The following is a 16,891-nucleotide window of genomic DNA, read 5'->3' as shown; positions in this document are numbered from 1 at the left end:
TGTAGTTAAATTACTAGATTGACGAGATAAAAGATGCATAATCTGGATATCTTACAAAATCAGAAAAATGACCTATTTTTGATTCAACTCAAGAATTCAATCCCATTGAAATGGCGCTTTGTCGGATTTTCTTGATCTAGATCAATTTTGGTAATATTACCACCGTGGTATATATGACCCTATCAAAGAAAAGGTGTAAGGCAAGGGCCCTTTAAGTCATCGCCATCGACGGTAGCTTAAATACATCAGGGTAATTTCCTTACAGTTGGATTCGCGTTCCCATTGAGGAGTCATACCATGATCAAAGGCATTCAAATCACCCAGGCCGCCAACACCGCTCTGCTGAACTCTTTCTGGCTGCTGGACGAAGAGAAGCAACAAGCTCGCTGCATCTGCGTCAAAGGCGATGCTTTCGCTGCCGATCAAGAAGTGCAACTGGCTGACCTGGGTCAGTTCGAATACCGCGAACTGCCGGTTCAGGCTGAGCCTGCTGTTGAAGGTGGCCAGCACCTGAACGTCAACGTGCTGCGTCGCGAAACTCTGGAAGATGCTATCGAAAACCCGGAGAAGTACCCGCAGCTGACCATCCGTGTATCTGGCTACGCAGTGCGTTTCAACGCCCTGACCCCGGAACAGCAGCGTGACGTGGTTACCCGTACTTTCACCCAGAGCCTGTAATCAGCGCCCTGCAGTGAACAGCTGATACTCGCAGTATCAGCACAAAAAAACGGCCAATCGGCCGTTTTTTTATGCGTGCTTGTCGCCGCATCCTTATCAAAAAATACCCCGCATTGCGGGGCATTTTCATCAGGCATGACAGCGTCGGGATCAGGCCGACGTATCGAGGGGTTCGAAGCCCTTGATCAGGTCATCGATGGCCTTCATCTGTTTGAGGAAGCCTTCCAGCTTCTCCAGCGGCAGGGCGCTCGGACCATCACAACGGGCAATTTTCGGATCCGGGTGGGATTCGATAAAGAGACCGGCCAGACCGACCGCCATGCCAGCGCGCGCCAGCTCGGTCACCTGCTCGCGACGGCCACCGGAGGCGGCACCCAGCGGATCACGGCACTGCAGGGAGTGGGTCACGTCAAAGATCACCGGATAGCCACCGGTGCTCTTCTTCATCACGCCCAGGCCCAGCATATCCACCACCAGGTTGTCGTAGCCGAAGTTGGCACCGCGCTCGCACAGGATCAGCTGGTCGTTGCCGCACTCCTCAAACTTGTCGGTGATGTTCTTCATCTGGCTTGGGCTGAGGAACTGCGGCTTCTTGATGTTGATGACGTTGCCGGTGCGGGCCATGGCTTCCACCAGATCAGTCTGGCGTGCCAAGAAGGCGGGCAGCTGGATAACGTCAACCACCTCGGCGACCGGCTTGGCCTGATGGGGTTCGTGCAGATCGGAGATGACCGGCATGCCGAAGGTCGCTTTCAGCTCCTGGAAAATCTTCATCCCCTCTTCCAGACCCGGGCCACGATAGGAGTGGATGGAGGAGCGGTTCGCCTTATCCCAGCTCGCCTTGAAGACAAACGGGATGCCCAGCTTGCTGGTCACTTCCACGTACTTCTCGCACACCGCCATCGCCATGTCGCGAGACTCCAGCACATTCATGCCGCCAAACAGCACGAACGGTTTGTCGTTGGCAACATCGATCTGGTTGATCTTGATATTCTTCTGTTCCATCTAAGACATCCTTAATAAAAGGGCCTGAAGCCTAGTTACTCCGTTGCGACCGGTCGCAACGGCCTTGATATTCTTCTGTTTCAGTTTCAAGCCGCCCTTAATGGAGGGGCTTGGGGCTCAGATCCAGCGTGGCCAGCTGCACTTTCAGCACATCGGCAACCGGATCGTCCGGGCATTGTTCAATAAAATATTCAAAATCGTCGGCGGCCTGGCGCGGGCAATCGAGCTGCTCGTAGATAAAGCCGCGATCCCGCGTCTCCAGCGGATCGCCAGGCTTCATCCGCAGCAACAACTCGCTGCAACGCAGCGCCTCGGGCATGCGATCTTCCCGCAGCAGGGCACCCTTGCTGACGTTGAGCAGCCGTTCGATGATCTCCCACTGGCCGGAGGGCTGCAGGTAGTCGGGAGTGAGGGTCGCCAAGTCTCCCAACGCACCGCGCAGCAGCAGCTCGATGCGGGCCAGACTCAGCTCGTCGCCGGTAAAGGGGTCGACATAGACCTCCCCCTCGCCACCGGCAAAGCTCACCAGGAAGTGGCCGGGGAAGCAGATCCCCTCCACATCGAGCCCAAGCTTGCGTCCCAGCTGGATGATGAGAATGCCGAGGCTGACCGGGATCCCTTTGCGCTGAACCAGCACCTGATTGAGATCGCAGTTGTTGGCCGAGAAGTAGTCCTGCCAGTCGCCATGAAAACCGAGGCTGTGGTAGAAGCCTTGCAGCAACTGCTGGCGCACCTCGTCGCAGGTGCCCTCTTCGATCTGCTCATCCAGCCACTCGTCCAGCAGGTTCAACTCGCGCATCCCCTCCTCGACCGAGCCATAAATCTCGTCGCTGACTGACAACGCCAGTTCGGTGATGTCGTGGGCTTCGAAATCGGTCCATTCGTCTATGTGTAACATTTTCTTCATGCCTTAGCCGAACACACTCGTCTGTTTGAGCACTGCCAACTTGGCAATAAAGTAGATCCAGCCGAGCGCCCCCAGAAAGGAGCACCAGCGCACCAGATTGCTTTTGGCCAGCCGCAGCGCCATCGCCGCCAGAAATACCAGCACCAGAATGGCCATCAGCTTCTCGCTGAGCCAGGGCGTTCCGTTATTGAGCGGGTTGAGATCCAGCACCATGCAGAGCAATACGCCGGAGAGCACCACCAGACCGTTGAGCCAACCGCTGACCTTCATCACCGGCGCACTGTAAGCACGGCCAGTGGCGGTCTGTACCCAGTAGAAGCGGAGCATAAACATCAGCACGGCCCCGGCAATCAGGGTGAGGTGCAGGTGTTTGAGCACAAAAACCATATTCAATCCTTGCATGGGGGCGCACAGGCAACCCGCCGTGTAACAGTAAGGGGCTGTCAGCGCAGCGGGCAGAGGCCCAGCGTCACCCTGTCGTTATCCCCGTAATCACGCACCGTGGCTACCTCGCGGTAGCCGCCATCACGCAGCAACTGACGCACCGCCTCCCCCTGATCCCAGCCATGCTCCAGCAGCAACCAGCCATCGGTCAGCAGATAAGCGGGGGCATGGGCCACGATGTGGCGGATATCAGCCAGCCCGGCGTCATCGGCAACCAGCGCCGAGCGGGGTTCAAAGCGCACGTCACCCTGCTCGAGATGGGGATCGGCGCCATCAATATAGGGGGGATTGGAGACAATCACCGCAAAACGTGGCGTATTGTCGCGATCCGGCTCGCCAAGGGGCTCGAACCAGCTGCCGTCGCGCACCTCGATGGGCAATCCCAGCGCGGCGCTGTTCTCGCGGGCTAGCGCCGCGGCATCGGCCATCCGATCCACTGCCCACACATCGACCTCGGGCCGCTCGGACTTGAGCGCCAGCGCGATGGCGCCGGTGCCGGTGCCCAGATCCAGCACGGCGCACGGCCTTTGCGGGATTCTGGTCAGCGCCTGCTCGACCAGCACCTCGGTATCGGGGCGCGGGATCAGGGTCGCCGGGCTCACTTTCAGCGGCAGCGACCAGAACTCCCGCTCTCCAACGAGATGAGCAATGGGTTCGCCGTTGAGACGACGAGCCAGCCACCCCTGCAGGGTGGCCTGCTGGGCGGCATCCAGCTCACGCTCGGGCCAGGTCATCAGATAGCTGCGACGACACCCGAGCAGATGACAGAGCAGTACGTCGGCATCGGCGCGCGGGGACTCCCCCCCGGCCAACACAGTCATGATATGGGCGCGGGCCTGCTGGATCTGCATCAGTGCCACTCCACCATATGGGCAGCACACTTAATGCGAGCTTGCCGGATCACCATTTGCATCAGTTGTTCTCGGCCAGCGAGGCGAGCTGATCGGCCTGATACTCCTGCACCAGCGGGGTGATGACGCAGTCCAGATCCCCTTCCAAAATTTCGGAGAGGCGATAGAGGGTCAGGTTGATGCGGTGCTCGGAGAGGCGGCCCTGCGGGTAGTTGTAGGTACGAATGCGCTCGGAGCGATCACCGGAGCCCACCAGATTGCGGCGGGTGCTCTGCTCGGCAGCGCGGTGGCGCTCATCCTCGGCCGCTTGCAGGCGGGCTGAGAGCACCGACATCGCCTTGGCGCGGTTCTTGTGCTGGGAGCGCTCGTCCTGACACTCCACCACCAGCCCGGTCGGCAGGTGGGTGATACGAATGGCCGAGTCGGTCTTGTTGACGTGCTGACCACCGGCACCGGAGGCGCGGAAGGTGTCGATCTTCAAGTCGGAAGGATTGATCTCGATCTGCTCGGCTTCCGGCACTTCCGGCAGCACGGCGACGGTACAGGCGGAGGTGTGCACCCGGCCCTGAGATTCGGTCTCCGGCACCCGCTGCACCCGGTGACCACCGGATTCAAACTTGAGACGGCCATAGACGCGCTCGCCGTCGATCTTGGCGATCACCTCCTTGTAGCCTCCGTATTCACCGTCGTTGCAGCTGACGATGGAGACGCGCCAGCCCTGACGCTCGGCAAACCGTGAATACATGCGGAACAGGTCACCGGCAAAGATGGCCGCTTCGTCGCCACCGGCACCGGCGCGGATCTCCAGATAGCAGTTGTTGTCATCCTTGGGATCCTTGGGCAGCAACATCAGTTGCAGCTCCTGCTCCAGCGCCTCCAGATTGGCCTTGGCCAGCGGCAGCTCCTCCTGCGCCATCTCGCGCAGGTCGGCATCATCCTCCTCCAGCATCATCTGAGTGGTCTCCAGATCATCCTGCGCCTGACGGTAACGCTGGAAGGCGTGAACGATATCTTCCAGCTGGGCATATTCGCGGGTCAGGGCGCGGTAGCGATCCTGATCCGAGACCACATCCGGCTCGCCGAGCATGGCCTGTACTTCTTCGTGGCGCTCGATGAGGCCTTCCAGCTTTCTGATCAGTGACGGATTCATAACTCTTGCATTCTCAATGGAGGACGGGACAACCGGCAGGTTGCCCGAAAATTATGGCTCTTGTGACAACCCCAGCGCCTGCCGCAAGCGGGAGAGCTCGCTCTGATCCCCCTGGGAGGCAGCTTGGCGCAACGCCTGGGTCGGCGCGTGGATCAATTTGTTGGTGAGGCGATGGGCCATCGCCTTGAGCGCCTGTTCGGCACTCTCGCCCTGCGCCAATGCCAGCAGGGCCCGTTGCAACTCTTCATCAGCCACTTGCTGGGACTGATGGCGGTAATCGCGAATGAGATCGACCGAGCTCTGGCCGCGATACCAGCCCATAAACTCGTCGCGCTCTTCCTGCACGATCACCTCGGCCTGTGCGGCGGCCCGCTTACGGGTTTCGAGGTTCTGCTCGATGATCCCCTGCAAATCATCCACCGTGTAGAGATAGGCATCGGAGAGCTCATCGACTTCGGCTTCGATGTCGCGCGGCACGGCAATATCCACCAGAAACATGGGTTTGAAACGGCGGGCCTTTAGCGCGCGCTCCACCATCCCCTTGCCGATGATGGGCAGGGGGCTGGCGGTCGAGCTGATGACAATATCCGCTTCGTGCAGATAGTCGGGGATCTCTTCGAGCGTCATCACCTGGGCACCGAATTCGGCCGCCAAGGTCTGGGCACGCTGCAGGGTGCGGTTGGCCACCATCATCTTGGTGACGTTCTGCTCGCGCAGATGACGGGCCACCAGTTCGATGGTCTCCCCCGCCCCGACCAGCAATACCTTGGTCTGGGAGAGATCGGAGAAGATCCTCCGACCCAGGCTGACGGCGGCAAAGGCCACCGACACGGCACTGGCGCCAATCTCGGTATCTGTGCGCACTCTTTTCGCCACCGAGAAAGATTTCTGGAACAGCCGCTCCAGCGCCCCCTTCACCGACTCCGCCTGCTGGGCATGAGCGTAGGATTGCTTGATCTGCCCCAGGATCTGCGGCTCCCCCAGCACCAGCGAGTCGAGCCCGCACGCCACCCGCATCAGGTGGCGCACCGCCTCTTCATCGTGATGCTGATAGATGGCAGTGACCAGTTCGGCCGCGTCCAGCCCGTGGAACTGCTGCAGCCAGCGAAGCACTTGCTCCTGCCGCTCCCCGTCCAGATTGCAATAGAGTTCGGTCCGGTTGCAGGTGGAGACGATCACCGCCTCGCTGACACCGGGTTGGCTCACCAGCTCACGCAAGGCGCGATCGATGCAGTCCGGGCCAAAGGCGACCCGTTCCCGCAAGGCGACACTGGCGGTGTTGTGGTTGATTCCGAGGGCAAGCAAACTCATGAGTGGGCGACGATCATTTCATACGCTGGGTGCAAAGGCTGCCAATTGTACGAGAAAGGGTAAGTCTTTAAAAGCAATACGGCCGCCCCGTATACTGTGGCAAATTCCTCTCTCTGGAGCCGTCTCTTGCTGCTACGTATTTTTACCCTCACCTGCCTGCTGTTGCTGGCCGGTTGTGCCACCACCCAGCCCCAGCGTGACCAGGTGAACTGGAACCAGGAGCGGACCCGCCTCGAGCAGCTGACCCACTGGCAGCTATCCGGCAAGATGGCCATCATCACGCCACAGCAAAAGGGCAGCGCTCGTCTCAACTGGCAGCAGGATGGGGAGGATTATCGCCTCAACCTCACCAGCCTGATTGGCACCAGCATTCTGGAACTCTCCCGCAGCAAGGGGGAGATCACCCTGCTCGACAGCGACGGCAATCGCCACCAGAGCCAGGATGCCGAAGCGCTCATCTATCAACTGACCGGCTGGAATATTCCGGTTGCGGGATTGCCAGAGTGGATCAAGGGGCTGCCAGGTCAGGCGGAGTTTGAACTCAACCCCGACAGCAGTCTGGCCAGCGTGCGCGACGGCCAGTGGCAGATCGTCTATGGCGATTATCGGGATCAGGATGGCTACCGCCTGCCGCACCAGCTGACCATGACCGGCCAGAACAGCCGCCTCAAGCTTCAGATCAACCAATGGACTCTTGCACGTTAATGGCTTCCACACGCTGGCCGGCACCGGCCAAACTCAACCTGTTTTTACACGTCAATGGCCGTCGTCCCGATGGCTATCACGAGCTGCAGACCCTGTTTATCTTCCTCAACCACAGCGACTGGCTCGAGTTCGAGGTGATACCGAATAGCGACACACTCACCCTGAACCCGGCCATTCCCGGGGTGCCGGATGAGCAGAATCTGATTATCCGGGCGGCGCGGCTGCTGCAGGCAACCCTGCCGAGCCCGCAAGGTGCCCATATCCGGCTGGAGAAGGTGCTGCCCATGGGCGGCGGCATTGGCGGCGGTTCGTCCGATGCAGCGACCACGCTGGTAGCGCTTAACCACCTCTGGCAAGCGGGTTTGAGTGAAGATGAACTGGCTGCGCTCGGCGTCCAGTTGGGGGCTGATGTACCGGTGTTTGTTCGTGGCAAGGCGGCCTTTGCCGAAGGAGTGGGCGAGCGGCTGCAACCGGTCGAACTGCCCGATGCCTGGTATCTGGTGCTCAAGCCCGATTGCCATGTGGCGACCGCGGCCGTATTCCAGGATCCGGACCTGCCGAGAGCCACGCCGAAAATGGCGCTGGACAACCTGCTGGAAGGCGAGTGGAAAAACGATTGCGAATCACTGGTGAAAAAGCGCCACCCCGAGGTTGCCAATGCGCTCGGCTGGTTGCTAGAATACGCGCCGTCAAGAATGACGGGCACAGGAGCCTGCGTCTTTGCTCAATTTGAAGACGAAGTGACTGCTCGGGAAGTGTTGGCCTGCGTGCCGAAGGGACTTGATGGGTTTGTCGCCAAGGGCGAGAACATATCACCTCTCTTCTCCACATTGCAACAGTTCAAATGATTGGGGTATCGCCAAGCGGTAAGGCAGCGGGTTTTGATCTCGCCATTCCTAGGTTCGAATCCTAGTACCCCAGCCAATTTTCGAGCATCGGTAATTAGCTGTGATAAACGGTGACTGATCTTTGATCTCGTCAACGTGCCCAGGTTCAAACCCTGGTACCCCAGCCAATTTTACCGAACGGTATTGATGATGATTAACGTGGCCGGTTTTGCACTCGGCCACAGATTCGGGTTACCGGTATCATCACATTCATTGGGCAGCAGACACCTTGTACGTTATCTTGATAAATCGTTTGCCCCAAAACGATAGGGTCTGATTTCAGACTCCCCCACATACTGGATGCAACCCCGAGGTTTCAAACCGTGCCTGACATGAAGCTGTTTGCTGGTAACGCAACGCCGGAACTAGCCCAGAAGATCGCAGATCGCCTGTTTATCAAACTCGGCAATGCTGCCGTAGGTCGCTTTAGCGACGGCGAGATCAGCGTACAGATCAATGAGAATGTACGTGGTGGCGATATCTTCATCATTCAATCCACCTGTGCCCCGACCAACGACAATTTGATGGAATTGATCGTCATGGTGGATGCTCTGCGTCGTGCTTCAGCTGGCCGTATCACTGCCGTTATCCCCTACTTTGGTTATGCCCGTCAGGACCGCCGCGTCCGCTCCGCCCGTGTACCCATCACCGCCAAGGTTGTCGCTGACTTCCTCTCCAGCGTCGGTGTTGATCGCGTGCTGACCGTTGACCTGCATGCCGAGCAAATTCAAGGTTTCTTCGACGTTCCGGTAGACAACGTGTTCGGTAGCCCGGTGCTGCTGGAAGACATGAAGTCCAAGAACCTCGAGTCTCCTGTCGTTGTCTCCCCGGACATCGGTGGCGTCGTGCGTGCCCGCGCCATCGCCAAGCTGCTGGATGACACCGACATCGCCATCATCGACAAGCGCCGTCCCCGCCCGAACGTCTCCCAGGTCATGCACCTGATTGGTGACGTTGCCGGCCGCGACTGCATCATCGTTGATGACATGATCGACACCGGCGGCACCCTGTGCAAAGCTGCAGAGGCCCTGAAAGAGCGCGGTGCCAAGCGTGTATTTGCTTACGCCACTCACCCGGTCTTCTCCGGTTCCGCCGTCGAGAACATCAAGAACTCCGTGATCGATGAACTGATCATCACCGACTCCATCCCGCTCACTGCGGAGATGAAAGCGGTCGGCAAGGTCAAGCAGCTGACGCTGTCAACTGTACTGGCCGAAGCCATTCGTCGCATCAGCAACGAAGAGTCCATCTCTGCCATGTTTGAGCATTGATAGATTCAGCAATAACGAAAACCGCCATCAGGCGGTTTTCGTCTTTCTGGACCTTCTCTTTCCAACTTTCTGCTATCTGGTACGACCCTGCCCCCGGCAGGCTTAAGGATTTACCCATGAATTGCTTGCGTCCCCTCCTGCTCGCGACCCTCACCTCCGCCCTGTTCGCCTGTCAGCCCGCCAAAGAGAACCCGCCCTTCGTGCTGACCCTAGCTCACATGAACGACACCCACTCCCAGTTTGATCCGGTCAATGCCGAGATCAAAGGGCAGATCTTTGCCCAGCAGGGGGAGACGGACACGCTCTATACCCGCTTTGGCGGTTATCCGCGCCTGCTGACCATGGCGAAAGCCTATCAGGCCGAGGCGCTGGCCAAGAACCAGCCCTTGCTGCTGCTGCACGGCGGCGATGCCTGGCAGGGTAGCGGCTACTTCAAGCTCAACGAGGGGATGGCCAATGCCGAGTTGCTGAGCCAGTTCGGCCTCGATGCCATGGCGCTGGGCAACCACGAGTTCGATCTGGATAACCAGAAACTGGCCCGCTTCATCGAGGGGGTCAACTTCCCGGTGCTGGCCGCCAACCTCGACACCAAAGCCGATCCGGCCCTTAGCAAGGCTGACAACCTCAAACCCTTCGTGGTCTACGCCTTTGACGGCAACCAGAAGAGTCCGGTCACCGATCTCGACAACCTGCCACAAGGCAAACAGCTGGTCGCCGTCATCGGTCTGGTACTGGAAGACATGGGCAATATCGCCCCCAACGTCGGCAAGCTGCGCTTTGGCAAAGAGGTCGCCTCGGCTCAGGCCACGGTGGATATGCTGCAAGCCAAGGGGATCCACCAGATCGTGGCGCTCACCCACATCGGCAACGAGCGGGATCTGGCGCTGGCCGCCAAGGTAAACGGCCTCGATGCCATCGTCGGCGGCCACTCCCACAGCCTGCTCGGCGATTTTCGTAATATCGGCTGGGGCAAGACCGGCGATTACGCCAAGCTGGTGACCAATCCGGATGGCATCGGCAAAACCTGCGTGGTGCAGGCGGGCTCCTACGCCCAGGCCATCGGTCTGGCACAGGTGACCTTTGACAGCCAGGGTCAGGTGACCGACTGCCAGGGCCACAACAGCCTGCTGGCCAGCCGCGACTTCTTCGCCGATGCGGCGCGCAAGCAAGCGCTCGACGACGCCCGCAGCAAAGAGGCGAGCCAGTTTGTCGACAACCAGCCCAATCTGGTGACCGTGGATGAAGATCCGCGCCTGCGCGGCATCATCGACAGCCACTATAAACCGGCGCTGGAGAAAGCCTACGGCCCGGTGATCGGCACCATCCCCGAGCAGCTGCAAAATGCCCGTCGCCCCGGCGACAACGGCAGCGACAGCCACGGCTCAGATGTAGCGCCGCTGGTTGCCGAAGGGGAGTTCTACTGGGCCAATACCCCAGCAGTGCAAGCCCTGACCGGCGGCCCGGTCGATTTTTCTCTGGTTGCGGTGGGGGGCGTGCGCGCCGACCTGCCTGCTGGCGAATGGCGTGAGGGGGATAGTGCCCTCACCCTGCTGCCGTTCAAGAACCAGCTCTCGGTGCTTACCCTGACTGGCGCCGAGGTGCGCACCCTGCTGACCGAGACCATCACCGCCACCCTGCCCGCCAGCGCCCATGCCGGCAAGTTCCCCTATGGCGGTCACCTGCGTTACACCTTCCAGGAGACCGACGCAGGCAAAGCGGGCACCCTGACCCAATTGCAGCGCAAGACCGCAAGCGGCGAGTGGCAGGATCTGGTGGATAGCCAGCGCTATCGGGTAGTGATGAACGCCTACAGCGCCAACGGCAACGATGGCTGGCAGGCACTGGCCAATGCCCAGCGCCACCAGAGCGAGCGGGTCGACATCGCCAGCGTCAATGGCAAGTTGACCGCCTTCCCGGTGTTGAAGGTGGCACAAAACGGTGAACTGCTGAGCGCCGTCTATGCCCCGGGCCAGGCCCTCGATTGCAAAGCCAGCGGCGTGGATTGCGGCACCGATGCAGCCTCTTTCGTGGAGTATGTGCGCGATGCCCGTCCCACCCTGACCGCTCTGGATGAAGAGACCGTCACCCTGCTGCGTGCCAAATAACGACGGTAGTCAACCGGGCACAACCCATCGGCAAGCTGAAACGGGCCTCATGCAAGAGGCCCGTTTGCCCACCGTTAGCCACCCATTGGCCGCAATAATGCTGCAAATCCCGCCATAACATGCGCATTGGTTGAGTGATCGCCACTCGGCGGCTAGAATATTGCGTCCTATTGCCCTGGGTAGTGTGCCCACGGCAGCTGCGAGTGAAGACATCAAGCGTGACAAGCGAAATCAAACTGATCGTCGGACTGGGCAACCCCGGCCCGGAATATGCCAAGACCCGCCACAACGCGGGCGCCTGGTATGTGGAGCAACTTGCCCGCTGGCACAATGTCAGCCTGCGTGAAGAACCCAAGTTCTTCGGCCATACTGCCCGCATCCTGGTCGAGGGGCAGGATGTGCGGCTGCTCATCCCGAACACCTATATGAACCTCTCTGGCAAGGCGGTGGCCGCACTGGCGCGTTTTTATCAGATTGAGCCGGAAGCGATGCTGGTGGCCCATGACGAACTGGATCTGCCGCCAGGCATCGCCAAGTTCAAGCAGGGTGGTGGTCACGGTGGCCATAACGGCCTCAAGGACATCATCGCCAAGATGGGCAACAACAATAACTTCTTCCGGCTGCGTCTCGGGATCGGCCATCCCGGCAGCAAAGAGCAGGTGGCTGGCTTCGTCCTGACCAAGGCCCCCAGCAGTGAACAGAACCTGATCGACGCCGCGCTGGACGAGTCTCTGCGCGCCACCGACATCCTGTTCAAACAAGATATGACCAAGGCCATGAATCGCTTGCACAGCTTCAAGGCGGAAAAGGGTTAGGTCGCTTTGACCCTGTACGGGCATTGTGCCGGTACATGAGCAACGACCAGAACAAGCATGACATGGGCCGCCTGCGGGCGACCCCCAACAGCATCCATCAAGTAAGGTAACAATCCATGGGTTTTAAATGCGGTATCGTGGGCCTGCCCAATGTAGGCAAATCCACCCTGTTCAACGCGCTGACCAAGGCCGGTATCGAAGCCGCCAACTTCCCGTTCTGCACCATCGAGCCGAACACAGGTGTGGTGCCGATGCCGGATCCCCGCCTCGATCAGCTGGCGGCCATCATCAATCCGCAGCGCGTTGTGCCGACCACCATGGAATTCGTCGACATCGCCGGTCTGGTTGCCGGTGCCTCCAAGGGTGAAGGTCTGGGTAACCAGTTCCTGGCCAACATCCGTGAAACCGAAGCGATCGGCCATGTAGTGCGCTGCTTCGACGACGAGAACATCATTCACGTTGCCGGCAAGGTCTCTCCCGCTGACGATATCGAAGTGATCAACACCGAGCTGGCCCTGTCGGATCTGGACGCCTGCGAGCGCGCCATTCACCGTCAGTCCAAGCGCGCCAAAGGCGGCGACAAGGATGCCAAGCTGGAAGTGGAAGTGCTTGAGAAGATCAAGGTCGCGCTGGAAAACGGCCAGATGATCCGCGGCATGAAGCTGGATAAGGAAGAGCTGGCCGCCGTGAGCCACCTCAACTTCCTGACCCTGAAACCCACCATGTATATCGCCAACGTGGCGGAAGATGGTTTCGAGAACAATCCCTATCTGGACAAGGTGCGTGAAATCGCCGCCGCCGAGAACGCGGTCGTGGTCGTGGTCTGCTGCGCCATCGAAGCCGACATCGCCGAACTGGACGACGAAGATCGCGCCGAGTTCATGGCTGACCTGGGCATCGAAGAGCCGGGCCTGAATCGCGTTATCCGCTCCGGCTACCAGCTGCTCAACCTGCAGACCTACTTCACCGCCGGTGTGAAAGAGGTACGCGCCTGGACTATTCCGGTCGGTGCCACTGCCCCGCAAGCGGCTGGCAAGATCCACACTGACTTTGAAAAAGGCTTTATTCGCGCCCAAACCATCGCCTTTGAAGACTTTATCAACTACAAGGGTGAGCAAGGCGCCAAGGAAGCGGGCAAGATGCGCGCTGAAGGGAAAGATTACATCGTCAAAGATGGCGATATCATGAACTTCCTGTTCAACGTGTAATTAGATTTTTCTCTTATAAATCAAATGATTATGCGCTGTTGATGCAGCAATAAATGAACTGAGTACACATTTGCGTACACACTGCGCAGTGCTAGGTTAAATCATTGCTCTCATAAAAAGGCCCATCTGTTGTCAGATGGGCCTTTCTCCATCCCTATGCTCCCCCTCCAAATGCCTTATCAATTTCTTCCATACTCCGAACCCAAAAGAACGCACTTCATACCAAATACGAAACACTATCGAAAAGAATCCTATTCAATAAGTTTTCAAACCTACATCACCTCCATGAGTTAGCAGGCTGAATGTCTGCATTTCACTATTCCTGGAGGAGATATGGCTCACCTGATTGACACCATGGCCTACACCGGCCAAACCCCTTGGCATGGCCTTGGAAATGTCTTGCCCCCACAACAATCCCTCGATATCTGGCTGCAAGCAGCCGGGATGAATTGGACCATCGAGCAGAGCGACGTGATGTTTAACGTCGCCTCCGATGCACTGCATATCCGTCCCTACAGCGATAGCAAGGTGCTGTATCGCTCCGATACCCTCACCCCTCTGTCGGTGGTCTCAAGCCGCTACAACGTGGTACAGCCTCACGAGGTGCTGCACTTCTATCAAGACCTAGTGGAAGCCGGTGGCTTTGAGCTAGAGACCGCGGGCTCGCTTAAAGGCGGCCGCAAGCTGTGGGCACTGGCCAAGACCGGCCAGGATCTAAAACTCAAAGGCAATGACTTGGTAAAGTCCTATCTGCTGTTGGCAACCAGCTGCGATGGCACGCTCTGCACCACAGCGCAGTTCACTTCTCTACGTGTGGTATGCAACAACACCCTGCAGATGGCACTGCGCGGCGCTACCGGTGCCATCAAGGTGCCCCACTCCACTCAGTTCGATGCGGCGACCGTCAAAGAGTCGCTTGGGCTCGGGCTCTCCCATTGGGATGAGTTCAAAGTCCAGAGCAAGGCACTGGCACAGCGGCCCGTGGCCCCTGAAGAGGCGCTGCGCTTTTTCAGCGATCTGTTGGCGCAACCTCTCGATGAGGAGAACATCATTCTCACCAAGCCGGTACAACGGCTGCATGAGCTCTATCAAGGCGCAGGCATGGGCTCAGAGCTTGCGAGCTCCCGCAATACAGCCTGGGGGCTGGTCAATGCGGTCACCGAATACGTGGATCACCACCGCCGTGCCCGCAGCCAGGACCACCGGCTTGATTCCGCTTGGTTCGGTCAGGGTGCCCAACTCAAATCCCAAGCCTTGAATCAGGCACTCACTCTGCTGCAGTAATTACGCTTCCCCATTCAAACCGCATAACGACCTCACCCGGACTGGCGCAAGCCAATCCGGGCGTCGCCATTTATGCCGTCAACAAGGAATAGTCATGAAAGCAAAAGCCAAGTATGGCCAAGCCCTGCGGCTGGCCTCTACTACCCAGTTAACCCGCGAGCAGTGGCTCGCTATCCGCAAACTCGGCATCGGCTCCTCCGATGCTGCCGTGGCAGTGGGGCTATCCCCCTACAAATGCCCGCTCAGCCTCTGGCTGGAAAAGACCGGTCGCAAGGAGCCGGAAGATATCTCCCACAAGGAAGCGGTGCTGTGGGGAATCGAGCTCGAACCAGTGCTGGCGCAGGTCTATGCCAAACGCACTGGCTACAAGGTGCGACGGGTCAATGCGGTACTGCAACACCCCGAGCATCCTTTCATGCTCGCCAACCTCGACCGGGAGGTAGTCGGCCACCCCGATGGGCCGGGCATTCTGGAGATCAAGACCGCCAGCTATCACAGCGCCCCCCAGTGGGAGGAAGGGGTGCCGGTGGCTTACCAGTGTCAGGTACTGCATCAACTGGCCGTCACCGGCCATGCCTGGGCAGAAGTGGCAGTGCTGATCGGCGGCCAGGATTTTCGGATTTACCGCATCGAGCGCGATGAGGAGAAGATCCAGGATCTCACCGAGCGGGAAGCACAGTTCTGGCAAATGGTGCAACAAGACCAGCAGCCCGAGCCTGACGGCTCCAGTGATGCTGCCAATGCCCTGAGCTGGCTCTTCCCCCGTGATGATGGCCAGACGGTGGATCTCTCCGATTCACCCGAGTTCAACCAGCTGTTTGGCGAGCTACTGCGATTGCGTCAGCAAAAGGAAGCCGTCGAGCTGCAGGAGTCACAACTCAAGCAGCGGCTGCAAGCCACTTTGGGTGAAGCGACAGCCGGGCTATTTGCCGATGGCAAGATCACCTGGAAGCGCAGTAAAGACCGGCTGGCACCGGATCTGGATAAGCTCGGTCAGGATCATCCCGACCTGCTCACCCGCTACGTCAAACCGGTGCCCGGCGTGCGCCGTTTCACCATTCAACCCTTGAGGCAAACATCATGATCAAAGGACTGGCAATAACCCCACCCGTGATCGGGCGGATCTGCATCGGCAAGCTGGTGCAAAAACAGGATAAGTGGGTACCGGAGAAGGACGACAGCTTCACCCTCACCACCCAGGTACAACAAAAAGGGGGATGGTTGCTCCATCCCCTGCATCAACACTACTCATCGCAAAAGAGTGCCCAAGGGCAAGAGCAGACCAAGATCCGCGCCATTCCGGTGCGGGTGCTGTTCAACGATAGCGACTTGAATCTGCGGGCGGAATACAGCGCGTTTGACCGTCAAACCGGCAGGCCGCTGTGTGTCGGGAATGGGGAGGTGGCAAGACGAGTGGGAGCGCAAGGCATGGAGGAGGTCAGCTGCCCAGGGCCAGAACGCTGCGCCTTTGCTGGCCAACAGGGCTGCAAGCTGTACGGACGACTGAACCTGTTTGTGGAGGGGCAAGGGGATGAGCTGGGCAGCTTTATCTTTCGCACCACCGGCTACAACTCAGTGCGCACTCTGGCGGCTCGACTGAAGTACCTGGAGGCTGTGAGCGGGGGCCATACCCGCTATCTGCCCCTCACCCTGCGGTTGCGGGCCAAGAGCACCACCCAATCCTACCGCACACCGGTCTACTACGTGGATTTGACCTTGCGAGAAGAGACCAACCTGACCGAGGCAGTCAGACAGGCACAGGAGGCCGCCCAGCGTGACCAAGAGGCGGGGCTCGCCATCGACCAGATGGAACAAGCCGCTCGCGAGTTGCTGCGTAACGGCCAGTTTGAGGATATCGATGAAGAGGTGCCGATGCTGTTGAAGGAGTTCTATCCCGAGGTGGAAAACGGTGAGAACTCAAGCACTGCTTCTACCTCTGAACAAGCAATGGAGACTCCCAAACTACAACCGAGGAAGACACCATTAACCCACAAGCTCGGCAAGCAGGCGTTTACCACAAATCAGGTTAACGGCACCTGATCAGTCAACTGCAACTGATTAGAGATATCGCCCACCTGCCTGAAAATACGACATGTGGTTTCGTCCAGTATTGAGCGGAAAAAAAGGGAGGGGATAATCTTCGAGCTTGAATAGCCCATAAATCACCCAAGGGGCGGTAGACTGCTTCAGCTAATTGAAAATTATTTACAACATTTTTGTTCGGAAGACTGTTGTTTATCGCTCACGATGTAGCTCAAGAATAAGTGTCA

16 protein-coding genes and 1 tRNA gene are annotated in these 16,891 nt (G+C 58.7%); 11 read left to right on the top strand and 6 right to left on the bottom strand.

Features of this window, described 5'->3' with window-relative positions:
• Positions 1-297 precede the first annotated feature (297 nt).
• The gene (grcA, locus tag AB5Y84_RS18645) at positions 298-678 is read left to right on the top strand and encodes an autonomous glycyl radical cofactor GrcA (protein ID WP_005334936.1); all 381 of its coding nucleotides are present in this window, start codon (positions 298-300) and stop codon (positions 676-678) included.
• Between the two features lie 150 nt (positions 679-828).
• On the opposite strand, the gene kdsA is transcribed toward grcA, so the two are convergent.
• From kdsA to hemA, 6 genes are all read right to left on the bottom strand, one after another.
• On the bottom strand, positions 829-1,683 hold the full coding sequence (gene kdsA, locus AB5Y84_RS18640; protein ID WP_005334937.1) for a 3-deoxy-8-phosphooctulonate synthase: 855 nt from the start codon (positions 1,681-1,683) through the stop codon (positions 829-831).
• Positions 1,684-1,780: 97 nt separating this feature from the next.
• Positions 1,781-2,581: a SirB1 family protein gene (locus AB5Y84_RS18635; protein WP_257725300.1), complete on the bottom strand. Its 801-nt coding sequence runs from the start codon at positions 2,579-2,581 to the stop codon at positions 1,781-1,783.
• Between the two features lie 12 nt (positions 2,582-2,593).
• A complete protein-coding gene (locus tag AB5Y84_RS18630) occupies positions 2,594-2,977 on the bottom strand; it encodes a SirB2 family protein (protein WP_005334939.1) in 384 nt (127 codons plus the stop codon).
• Positions 2,978-3,033: 56 nt separating this feature from the next.
• Entirely contained in the window at positions 3,034-3,885 is an 852-nt protein-coding gene (prmC, locus tag AB5Y84_RS18625) for a peptide chain release factor N(5)-glutamine methyltransferase (protein ID WP_257725299.1), read from the bottom strand.
• Positions 3,886-3,946: 61 nt separating this feature from the next.
• Positions 3,947-5,035, bottom strand: a complete 1,089-nt coding sequence (prfA, locus tag AB5Y84_RS18620) for a peptide chain release factor 1 (protein ID WP_005353897.1) — start codon at positions 5,033-5,035, stop codon at positions 3,947-3,949.
• 51 nt (positions 5,036-5,086) lie between these two features.
• Positions 5,087-6,346: a glutamyl-tRNA reductase gene (gene hemA, locus AB5Y84_RS18615; protein ID WP_139463482.1), complete on the bottom strand. Its 1,260-nt coding sequence runs from the start codon at positions 6,344-6,346 to the stop codon at positions 5,087-5,089.
• A gap of 126 nt (positions 6,347-6,472) precedes the next feature.
• Between hemA and lolB the strand changes: the two genes are divergently transcribed.
• The 10 genes from lolB to AB5Y84_RS18565 all read left to right on the top strand — a co-directional run bounded on the left by lolB (position 6,473) and on the right by AB5Y84_RS18565 (position 16,661).
• Positions 6,473-7,051 (top strand): lipoprotein insertase outer membrane protein LolB, encoded by a 579-nt coding sequence (gene lolB, locus AB5Y84_RS18610; RefSeq protein WP_005353907.1) that lies wholly within the window; start codon positions 6,473-6,475, stop codon positions 7,049-7,051.
• Positions 7,051-7,899: a 4-(cytidine 5'-diphospho)-2-C-methyl-D-erythritol kinase gene (ispE, locus tag AB5Y84_RS18605; RefSeq protein ID WP_005353910.1), complete on the top strand. Its 849-nt coding sequence runs from the start codon at positions 7,051-7,053 to the stop codon at positions 7,897-7,899. Before lolB ends, ispE begins: the two co-directional genes overlap by 1 nt.
• 1 nt (position 7,900) lies before the next feature.
• A tRNA-Gln gene (locus AB5Y84_RS18600) sits at positions 7,901-7,975 on the top strand.
• Between the two features lie 286 nt (positions 7,976-8,261).
• Positions 8,262-9,209 carry a ribose-phosphate pyrophosphokinase gene (locus AB5Y84_RS18595; protein WP_005343846.1) on the top strand — a complete coding sequence of 316 codons (948 nt, stop codon included), beginning with the start codon at positions 8,262-8,264 and terminating at the stop codon, positions 9,207-9,209.
• A gap of 116 nt (positions 9,210-9,325) precedes the next feature.
• A complete protein-coding gene (locus tag AB5Y84_RS18590; protein WP_368177544.1) occupies positions 9,326-11,314 on the top strand; it encodes a bifunctional UDP-sugar hydrolase/5'-nucleotidase in 1,989 nt (662 codons plus the stop codon).
• Between the two features lie 218 nt (positions 11,315-11,532).
• A complete protein-coding gene (gene pth / locus AB5Y84_RS18585; protein WP_005334960.1) occupies positions 11,533-12,129 on the top strand; it encodes an aminoacyl-tRNA hydrolase in 597 nt (198 codons plus the stop codon).
• 116 nt (positions 12,130-12,245) lie between these two features.
• A complete protein-coding gene (gene ychF, locus AB5Y84_RS18580) occupies positions 12,246-13,337 on the top strand; it encodes a redox-regulated ATPase YchF (RefSeq protein ID WP_005353921.1) in 1,092 nt (363 codons plus the stop codon).
• Between the two features lie 333 nt (positions 13,338-13,670).
• Entirely contained in the window at positions 13,671-14,621 is a 951-nt protein-coding gene (locus AB5Y84_RS18575) for a DUF932 domain-containing protein (RefSeq protein WP_368177543.1), read from the top strand.
• 94 nt (positions 14,622-14,715) lie between these two features.
• Positions 14,716-15,705, top strand: coding sequence for a YqaJ viral recombinase family protein (locus AB5Y84_RS18570; protein WP_368177542.1), 990 nt, complete (start codon positions 14,716-14,718; stop codon positions 15,703-15,705).
• A complete protein-coding gene (locus tag AB5Y84_RS18565; RefSeq protein WP_324003237.1) occupies positions 15,702-16,661 on the top strand; it encodes a hypothetical protein in 960 nt (319 codons plus the stop codon). The genes AB5Y84_RS18570 and AB5Y84_RS18565 overlap by 4 nt, the downstream gene beginning before the upstream one ends.
• Positions 16,662-16,891: the final 230 nt, after the last annotated feature.

This window comes from Aeromonas sp. s11, assembly GCF_040907945.1.
GTDB classification, from domain to species: Bacteria; Pseudomonadota; Gammaproteobacteria; order Enterobacterales; family Aeromonadaceae; genus Aeromonas; species Aeromonas veronii.
Note: the sequence above shows the minus strand (reverse complement) of the source record. Positions and strands in the feature narration are given on the sequence as shown.

What these genes read in the sequence shown, in the direction of transcription:
- grcA (WP_005334936.1), top strand. Translation starts at nt 298, where the DNA reads ATGATCAAAGGCATTCAAATCACCCAGGCCGCCAACACCGCTCTGCTG.
- kdsA (WP_005334937.1), bottom strand. Translation starts at nt 1,683, where the DNA reads ATGGAACAGAAGAATATCAAGATCAACCAGATCGATGTTGCCAACGAC.
- AB5Y84_RS18635 (WP_257725300.1), bottom strand. Translation starts at nt 2,581, where the DNA reads ATGTTACACATAGACGAATGGACCGATTTCGAAGCCCACGACATCACC.
- AB5Y84_RS18630 (WP_005334939.1), bottom strand. Translation starts at nt 2,977, where the DNA reads ATGGTTTTTGTGCTCAAACACCTGCACCTCACCCTGATTGCCGGGGCC.
- prmC (WP_257725299.1), bottom strand. Translation starts at nt 3,885, where the DNA reads ATGCAGATCCAGCAGGCCCGCGCCCATATCATGACTGTGTTGGCCGGG.
- prfA (WP_005353897.1), bottom strand. Translation starts at nt 5,035, where the DNA reads ATGAATCCGTCACTGATCAGAAAGCTGGAAGGCCTCATCGAGCGCCAC.
- hemA (WP_139463482.1), bottom strand. Translation starts at nt 6,346, where the DNA reads ATGAGTTTGCTTGCCCTCGGAATCAACCACAACACCGCCAGTGTCGCC.
- ispE (WP_005353910.1), top strand. Translation starts at nt 7,051, where the DNA reads ATGGCTTCCACACGCTGGCCGGCACCGGCCAAACTCAACCTGTTTTTA.
- AB5Y84_RS18590 (WP_368177544.1), top strand. Translation starts at nt 9,326, where the DNA reads ATGAATTGCTTGCGTCCCCTCCTGCTCGCGACCCTCACCTCCGCCCTG.
- ychF (WP_005353921.1), top strand. Translation starts at nt 12,246, where the DNA reads ATGGGTTTTAAATGCGGTATCGTGGGCCTGCCCAATGTAGGCAAATCC.
- AB5Y84_RS18575 (WP_368177543.1), top strand. Translation starts at nt 13,671, where the DNA reads ATGGCTCACCTGATTGACACCATGGCCTACACCGGCCAAACCCCTTGG.
- AB5Y84_RS18570 (WP_368177542.1), top strand. Translation starts at nt 14,716, where the DNA reads ATGAAAGCAAAAGCCAAGTATGGCCAAGCCCTGCGGCTGGCCTCTACT.
- AB5Y84_RS18565 (WP_324003237.1), top strand. Translation starts at nt 15,702, where the DNA reads ATGATCAAAGGACTGGCAATAACCCCACCCGTGATCGGGCGGATCTGC.